The following is a 6,681-nucleotide window of genomic DNA, read 5'->3' as shown; positions in this document are numbered from 1 at the left end:
CCGATCCCCCCCCGATCCCCCCTCGATCCCCCGAATCTCCGTCGGTGGAAGGAGCAGCGCCATGACCGCGCCGTTGACGGCCGACGCCCGTGAGTACGGCCTGGCAGGGGACGGCAGCGCCGACGACGGGCCGGCGTTGCAGAACCTGGTGGACGCGCTGGGCGACGCCACCGCGGCGGACGGCCGGCCGCGCACCGTCCGGGTGCCCGCCGGGCGGTACCTGATCCGGGACCGGCCGGTGCTGTGGCGGTCCGGCGTCTCGCTGGTCGGCGCCGGACGGGCCGCGACCTGCTTCGTCCTCGCCAACCCGGGCGCCCCCACCCGGCCGGTGCCGCTGGCGTGGTTCACCACCGCGCAGCACGGCGCCGGGCCGGACCGCCACATCGCCGACGTCACCTTCGCCCACTTCGAGATCGACGGCTCACGGGTGGAGACGGAGGAGTACGACGTACTGGCCAAGGGGCTCGGCCTGCAGTACGTACTGCGGGGACGCTTCAGCGACCTCTGGATCCACGACACCGCCGCCACCGGATTCGGCTGCGACTTCCTCCAGGACACCGTGGTCGAGGGCGTACTGGCCGAGCGGTGCGGGCGGCAGGACCCCGGGGAGAAAATGGGCGGCGCGGGCCTCGGGATCGGCGTCGGCGGCTGGGGGCCGGTCGAACGGCTGGCGGTGACCGACTGCACCGCCCGCGGCAACGGCACCAACGGCATCTTCCTCGAACTCCAGCAGGAGGACTGGGTCCCGCCCCGCGGTATCCGCATCACCGCCTGCCACACCGAGGACAACCGCTACGGCATCTCCGACTGGGGCGCCGACGGGCTGCTCGTCACCGGCTGCTCGATGCTCGGCAACCACGTCGCCGGGTTCGACGTGTCCGCGCAGGGTACGACGAGCGTCGGCGGGCGCGGCGGCATCGTCACCGGGTGCGTGATCGACGGCAACGCGGGGGACGGGATCGCGCTCGGCAACACCCCCGGCCCGTACGCCTTCCGCGGCAACCGCGTCAGCAACAACGGCCGGTACGGGTACTGGGAGCACAACCTGGCCGGCGGCGACCAGGAGCCCGCCGTGGACGTCGTCCTGGAGTCGAACGACGTGCACGACAACGCCCTGGACGGCATCCGCGTCGACGCCCCGCTGCACGAGCCGGCGATCTTCGGCAACCGGGTCCGCAACAACGGCCGGCGTGCCGCTCCGGCGGCGGAGGGCGGCGGCACGGGCGTGCACTGCGGGCCGCTGTCGCTGACCGACGAGAACGCCGACTGGCTCCCGGGCGGCCACCGCGGCAAGGAACTCACGGTGGACACCCGGGATGCCCGGGACGGCCGCGACACCCCCGGACCCTCCGCGGAGGCGGCTCCCGCCGGGGTCACCGTCCTGGTCGTCGACAACACCGCCACCCGGCTCGACCTGGTCCCCGTGCGCCCCGGTGCCGTGACCGCCTGGCCCGGCGCCACCCCGGCGCCCGGCACCGCCTACCGCCTGCCGGACGCCCCCGTCCCGCGTGCCGGGCTCACCGCGGCCGCCGCCGTGACCCACCCGTACGTCCACGGCAACCGGGTCCGCGACGACGGCCGTCCCCGCACGCAGAACCACGCCGTGTGGCTCGCCCCCGAGGCCGTCTGGACGGGCGGCCGGGTCTCCGGCAACGACTTCAGCGGCAACGCCTCGGCGGCGACCCGCTTCGACTCGGCCCCGAGCGGCGGACGCTGGCGGGACAACTCGGGGTGACGCCGCGCGACCGGGTACGCGCGGGGAGGCCGCCGGTACGGGGGAGAGGCTGCCGGTACATGGGAGAGGCCGCCGGTACGCGCGGGGAGGCCGCCGGTACGCGCGGCGGGCGCCGGTACGCGCGGGAAGGTCACCGGTACGCGCGGCGGGCCCAGGCCCGTCGGCTCAGGGTGCCCGCAGGGCGTCCACCGCGATCCGGGCCGCCGTGCCGATCACGGCGTCCGCCGCCGGGAGCGTGGCCGCCGGGTTGGCGGTGCGGGTGAAGACCGCCACGGCGTAGCGGCCGCCGTCGGGATACTCGACGACGCCGACCTCGTTGCGCAGGGTCGGCAGGGTGCCGGTCTTGCCGGCCACGTGGACGTCGTCGAAGGGGAAGCCCGAGGCCAGACGGTGCGGCCACACCTGGAGGCTCATGATCCGGCGCATCGCGGCACCGTACTCGGGCGGGCAGGCCTCGTCCCGCCAGAGGGCACCGAGCAGGCGGGTCATGTCCCGCGGCGTGCTGCGGTTGGTGCGGGCCGGGTCCAGGGCGCGCAGCCGCGCGATGACGTGCGGGTCGGCCAGGGCACGGGCACCGGAGGGCCCGGCGTCCTCGCGCATGGCGGCCAGCATCTCGCCGAAACCGTGCGCCATCCGCGTCCGGGTGAGGCCGAGCCGCGCGGTGGTGCGGTTGACGGCGTTCCGGCCGACCCGGCGCAGCAGCAGGTCGGCGGCCGTGTTGTCGCTGACGGACATCATCAGGAACGCCGCGTCGCGCAGCGACAGCCGGGCCGCGTCCAGCATCGACGCCAGACCCGTGGGCCCGGGGGCGCGTCCGGCGGGCGGGCACTCGACCTGCTCGGTCAGGTCCAGCGTCCCGGCCGCCGCCAGCTCGTGCAGCGTCACCAGGACGCACACCTTGTGGACACTGGCCGTGCAGACCGGCTGGTCGGCCCCCGTGCCGGCCTGCGCCCCCGAGTCGATGTCCACGGCGTGCAGCCACCCGGTGACCCCGGCCTCGGCGAAGGCGGCGTCCAGACGGGCGGCGGTGGCGGTCTCGGTCACAGCCAGTACTCCGATGCCGGGCGGAGGTGCAGGGGCCGGGCGGGTGCCTCGGAGTGGGCGTCGGCCGTGGTGCGCAGCGCGTGGGTGGCCGCGTCCGTGAAGGCGCCGACGGCGGCGTCACCGCGCCCCTTGGGCCAGGCCACGGAGTGCCGCCAGGCGGGCGGGGCCCCGGACAGCGGGCGCCAGACCAGGTCCCGGTCGCCGGGGGCGACGAGCCGCGTGTCGCGCGGGCACAGGGCGACGGCCCCGGACGACAGCACCAGGCCGCGTACGAAACTGGCGCCCTGGCCGTGCCGTACGGCGGCCGGGGTGTAGCCGCCCCGGGCGCAGGCGGTGAGCAGGTCGTCGTAGACCGCGGGGGCGTCGGTGCGCGGGAAGAGCACCAGGTCGTAGCCGGTCAGGGCGGCGAGCGGCACCGCGTCGAGACCGGCCTGCGGGGCCTCGCGCGGCAGCAGGACGCCCAGGTCGCGGCGGAGCACCGGCCCCAGCTCCAGGCCGGTGACGTCGCACGGGTGGTGGATGAGGCCGACGTCCAGTTCGTGGGCGGCGAACCCGGCGAGCTGCTGGGCGGTGGACAGCTCGTGCAGCTCCAGCTCCAGGTGCCCGTGGCGGCGCCGGAAGCCGGCCAGCAGGGCGGCGACCGTCTCGCCGGAGATGTCGGGGGACAGCGCGGCGCGCAGCAGGCCGCTCTCGCCGTCCCGGATGCGGCGCGCCGCGGTCCGCAGTGCCTCGGCGCGGGCCAGCAGCTCACGGGCCTCGGTCAGCAGCAGCGTGCCCGCCTCGGTGATGGTCACCTGGCGGCTGGTGCGCTCGAAGAGGCGGACGCCCAGCTCCTTCTCCAGCCGCTGGATGCGCTGCGACAGGGGTGGCTGAGCCATGCCGAGACGGGCCGCGGCCCGCCCGAAGTGTGACTCTTCTGCAACAGCCACGAAGCACTCCAGGTGCCGCACCAGGTCCACGAGCAGTAATCATATCGAGGATTGATCGATCTGACATCCATATCAATCTTGGACAGGTGTCCGCCAGGATTGTTCTCCTCGGGGCATGCGCCTCTCCCGAGACCTCGCGCCCAGGGCCCGCCGCTGGCCCGGCGCCCTCGCCCTCGCCCTCGTACTCCCGCTGGCCGGCTGCGCCACGGACACCGGCTCCGGTGCCGGCGGCGACCCGTCCGCCACCGGCTCCACAGCAGCGGGCGCCGGTGGTACCGCCACCGCCACCGCCACGGCCACCCCCGCGCCGGAGGTCCGCGGACAGCTCCGCGCGGACGGCCGCACCCGCGACTACCTCCTGCACCGGCCCGCCGCCACCGACGACGACCCGAAGCCGCTCGTCATCGCCTTCCACGGCCGCGGCGCCGACGCCGCCGAGCTGCGCGAGAAGTCCCGTCTCGAGCGGGCCGCCACCGCCCGCGGCATGCTCGTCTCCTTCCCCGAGGGCCTCGACCACGGCTGGGGCGCGGGCACCCGGGCCACGAAGCAGCGCCCGGACCCCGGCCTGGACGTGCGGTTCACCGAGGCGCTGATCAAGCACCTGGTCCGTACCGAGCACGCCGACCCCGAGCGGGTCTACGTCGCCGGCTTCTCCAACGGCGGCTCGATGGCCCTGCGCATGGCCGCCGAGCGCCCGGAGCTGCTGGCGGGTGCCGTCTCGGTCTCCGGGCAGCTTCCCGCGGGCGACGCCGCGGTGCGGCCCACCGGCCCCCTCCCCGTCATGGTCGTCTACGGCGCCGACGACCCCGTACGCCCGCTGGCGGGGTGGCCGTCCCCGCCGCCGGACCCCGAGGAGCCGATCCTGCCGAGCCTGTCGGCGCAGGACACGGCGGCGGCGTTCGCGGCGGCCGGGGACGCCGGAAAGCCCGCCAAGCGGGAGGAGAAGGGCTACGACCGCACGGTGTGGAGTCTGAAGGACGCCCCGGCCCACTCCGCGGACGCGGCCACGGTGCAACTCCTCGTCGTCCACGGCGCGGGCCACACCTGGCCCGGTTCGACCGTCCCGCCGCCCGACGGGTTCGGCCCGGTCAGCAAGGCCCTGGACGCCACCGACGCCCTCCTCGACTTCCTCACCGGCTCCGGCCGCTGACCCGACAAGGACCTCCCATGTCCGAAGCCCCCCAGCTCGCCCCTTCCCGCCGCCGCGCGCCCCGCAAGGGCGTACGGGCCGTCGCCGCCGCCGGCGTCGTGCTCGCGATCGCCGCGGGCGGCTCGTACGCCGCCGGGTTCGGCCCCTTCGCCCGCGACGACGGCCCCGACCCCGCCGCGATGAAACAGGCCCGTGCCTTCCTCGCCGACTGGGCCGCCGGGCGCCTGCCGAGCGCGGCGGACCGCACCACCGAGCCCGGCAGGGCGCAGGAGGTCCTGCAGAGCTTCACCGCCGGACTCGACATCGAGAAGCCCGAGCTGACGGCGGCGGACGACGGCACGAAGGAGGAAGAGGACGGCACGCTCGGTGTCCCGTTCACCGCGCGGATGCCGGTCACCGGCCTCGGAACCTGGACGTACGAGTCGCGGCTGCCGCTGCGCGAACAGGAGGGCGGCGGCTGGAAGGTGGACTGGCGGCTGTCCCTGGTGCACCCGCGGCTGAGCGACACGGAGAAGTTCCGCCTGGAACGCGAGGAGAGCGCCCCGCCGAAGGTCACGGACCGCGAGGGTGTCTCCCTCGTGGACGACGCGTACCCGTCCCTGACCCCGCTCCTGGGGCGCCTCGCCGGTGACGCGGGCGGTGGCGGCGGACCGCGCGGAGCGGTCGAACTGGTCGACCGGGCCTCCGGCGAGACCGTGCGCACCGAGGCGTCCTTCGGCAGGAAGCCCGACCCGGAGACCGCGGACCGGCCCGTGCGCACCACCCTGGACGCCGGCTGGCAGTCCGCCGCCGAGAAGGCGCTGGCGAAGGCCGACGGCAAGAACGCCTCCCTCGTCGCCCTGCGCGTCGACAACGGCGAGGTCCTCGCCCTCGCCAACTCCCCCTCCTCCGGCTTCAACCGCGCCGCCTCCGGCACCTACGCGCCCGGCTCCACCTGGAAGATCGTCACGAGCAGCGCCCTGCTGCTCAAGGGCGCGGTCGCGCCGGACGACGTCGTGGACTGCCCCAAGTACCTGACGGTCGGGAAGCAGTTCCACAACGTCGAGACCTCCGAACACCCCGGCGCCACCTTCCGCAAGGACTTCACCGAGTCCTGCAACACCGCCTTCATCGGACTGCGCGGCAAGCTCGACGACGGGGAGCTGGGCGAGGTCGCGCGCACCCGCTTCGGCGTCGGCCAGGAGTGGAACGTCGGCATCCCGACGTACGACGGCTCGGTACCCGCGCCCAAGGACGAGACGGAGAAGGCCGCGTCGATGATCGGGCAGGGCCGGATCCAGGCCAACCCCCTGATCATGGCGTCGGTGACGGCCACCGCGGTCTCCGGCGAGTTCCACCAGCCGTCCGTCACCCCGGGCGCCGCCGAGGACGAGGACGCGACCCGTACCGAGCCGCTCCCCGAGAAGGTCGTCGCGCAGCTGCGCACGCTGATGCGGGCGACCGTCACCGACGGCACCGCGCGCGTCCTGGCCGACCTGCCCGGCGAGGTCGGCGCCAAGACCGGCACCGCCGAGGTCTCCGACGACCAGGACAACAACGGGTGGCTCGTCGCCCACCGCGGCAACGTCGCCGTCGCCGCCGTCGTCGAGGAGGGCGTCACCGGCGGCGGCTCGGCCGGCCCCGTCGTCCACAGCCTGCTGTCGACGATGCCCCAGGACCCGCCCTGACCCGGGCGCACGCACATGCGCCCGGCGCCTGCACACCGGCACGCCGCCCGCTCTTCCGGCGCCCGCGCTCGGCGCCGCCGCAATCGGGGTGAGGTCCTGCGTGAACCCGGCCCGCACCGCACCCGCCCGGGAGCCGACCGGGAACCCGAAGCGTGA

5 protein-coding genes are annotated in these 6,681 nt (G+C 75.4%); 3 read left to right on the top strand and 2 right to left on the bottom strand.

Features of this window, described 5'->3' with window-relative positions; translation table 11 throughout:
• The first annotated feature begins 61 nt into the window (after positions 1–61).
• Positions 62–1,735, top strand: a complete 1,674-nt coding sequence (locus HZS56_RS30580) for a right-handed parallel beta-helix repeat-containing protein (protein WP_216724058.1) — start codon at positions 62–64, stop codon at positions 1,733–1,735.
• Between the two features lie 165 nt (positions 1,736–1,900).
• Here the strand turns inward: HZS56_RS30580 and HZS56_RS30575 are convergent, their stop codons facing one another.
• Together HZS56_RS30575 and HZS56_RS30570 are read right to left on the bottom strand one after the other, a co-directional pair.
• Positions 1,901–2,779 (bottom strand): serine hydrolase, encoded by an 879-nt coding sequence (locus HZS56_RS30575; protein WP_216724057.1) that lies wholly within the window; start codon positions 2,777–2,779, stop codon positions 1,901–1,903.
• Positions 2,776–3,738, bottom strand: coding sequence for a LysR family transcriptional regulator (locus tag HZS56_RS30570; protein WP_216724056.1), 963 nt, complete (start codon positions 3,736–3,738; stop codon positions 2,776–2,778). The genes HZS56_RS30575 and HZS56_RS30570 overlap by 4 nt, the downstream gene beginning before the upstream one ends.
• A gap of 85 nt (positions 3,739–3,823) precedes the next feature.
• Between HZS56_RS30570 and HZS56_RS30565 the strand changes: the two genes are divergently transcribed.
• Together HZS56_RS30565 and HZS56_RS30560 are read left to right on the top strand one after the other, a co-directional pair.
• Positions 3,824–4,858, top strand: a complete 1,035-nt coding sequence (locus HZS56_RS30565) for a CE1 family esterase (protein ID WP_216724055.1) — start codon at positions 3,824–3,826, stop codon at positions 4,856–4,858.
• 17 nt (positions 4,859–4,875) lie between these two features.
• Complete coding sequence (locus HZS56_RS30560) at positions 4,876–6,525, top strand: penicillin-binding transpeptidase domain-containing protein (RefSeq protein WP_216724054.1); 1,650 nt, start codon at positions 4,876–4,878, stop codon at positions 6,523–6,525.
• Positions 6,526–6,681 lie beyond the last annotated feature (156 nt).

The organism is Streptomyces mayonensis (genome assembly GCF_018982965.1).
Taxonomy (GTDB): Bacteria; Actinomycetota; Actinomycetes; order Streptomycetales; family Streptomycetaceae; genus Streptomyces; species Streptomyces mayonensis.
The sequence above is the reverse complement of the archived record's forward strand: the minus strand, read 5'-3'. Positions and strand labels throughout refer to the sequence as shown.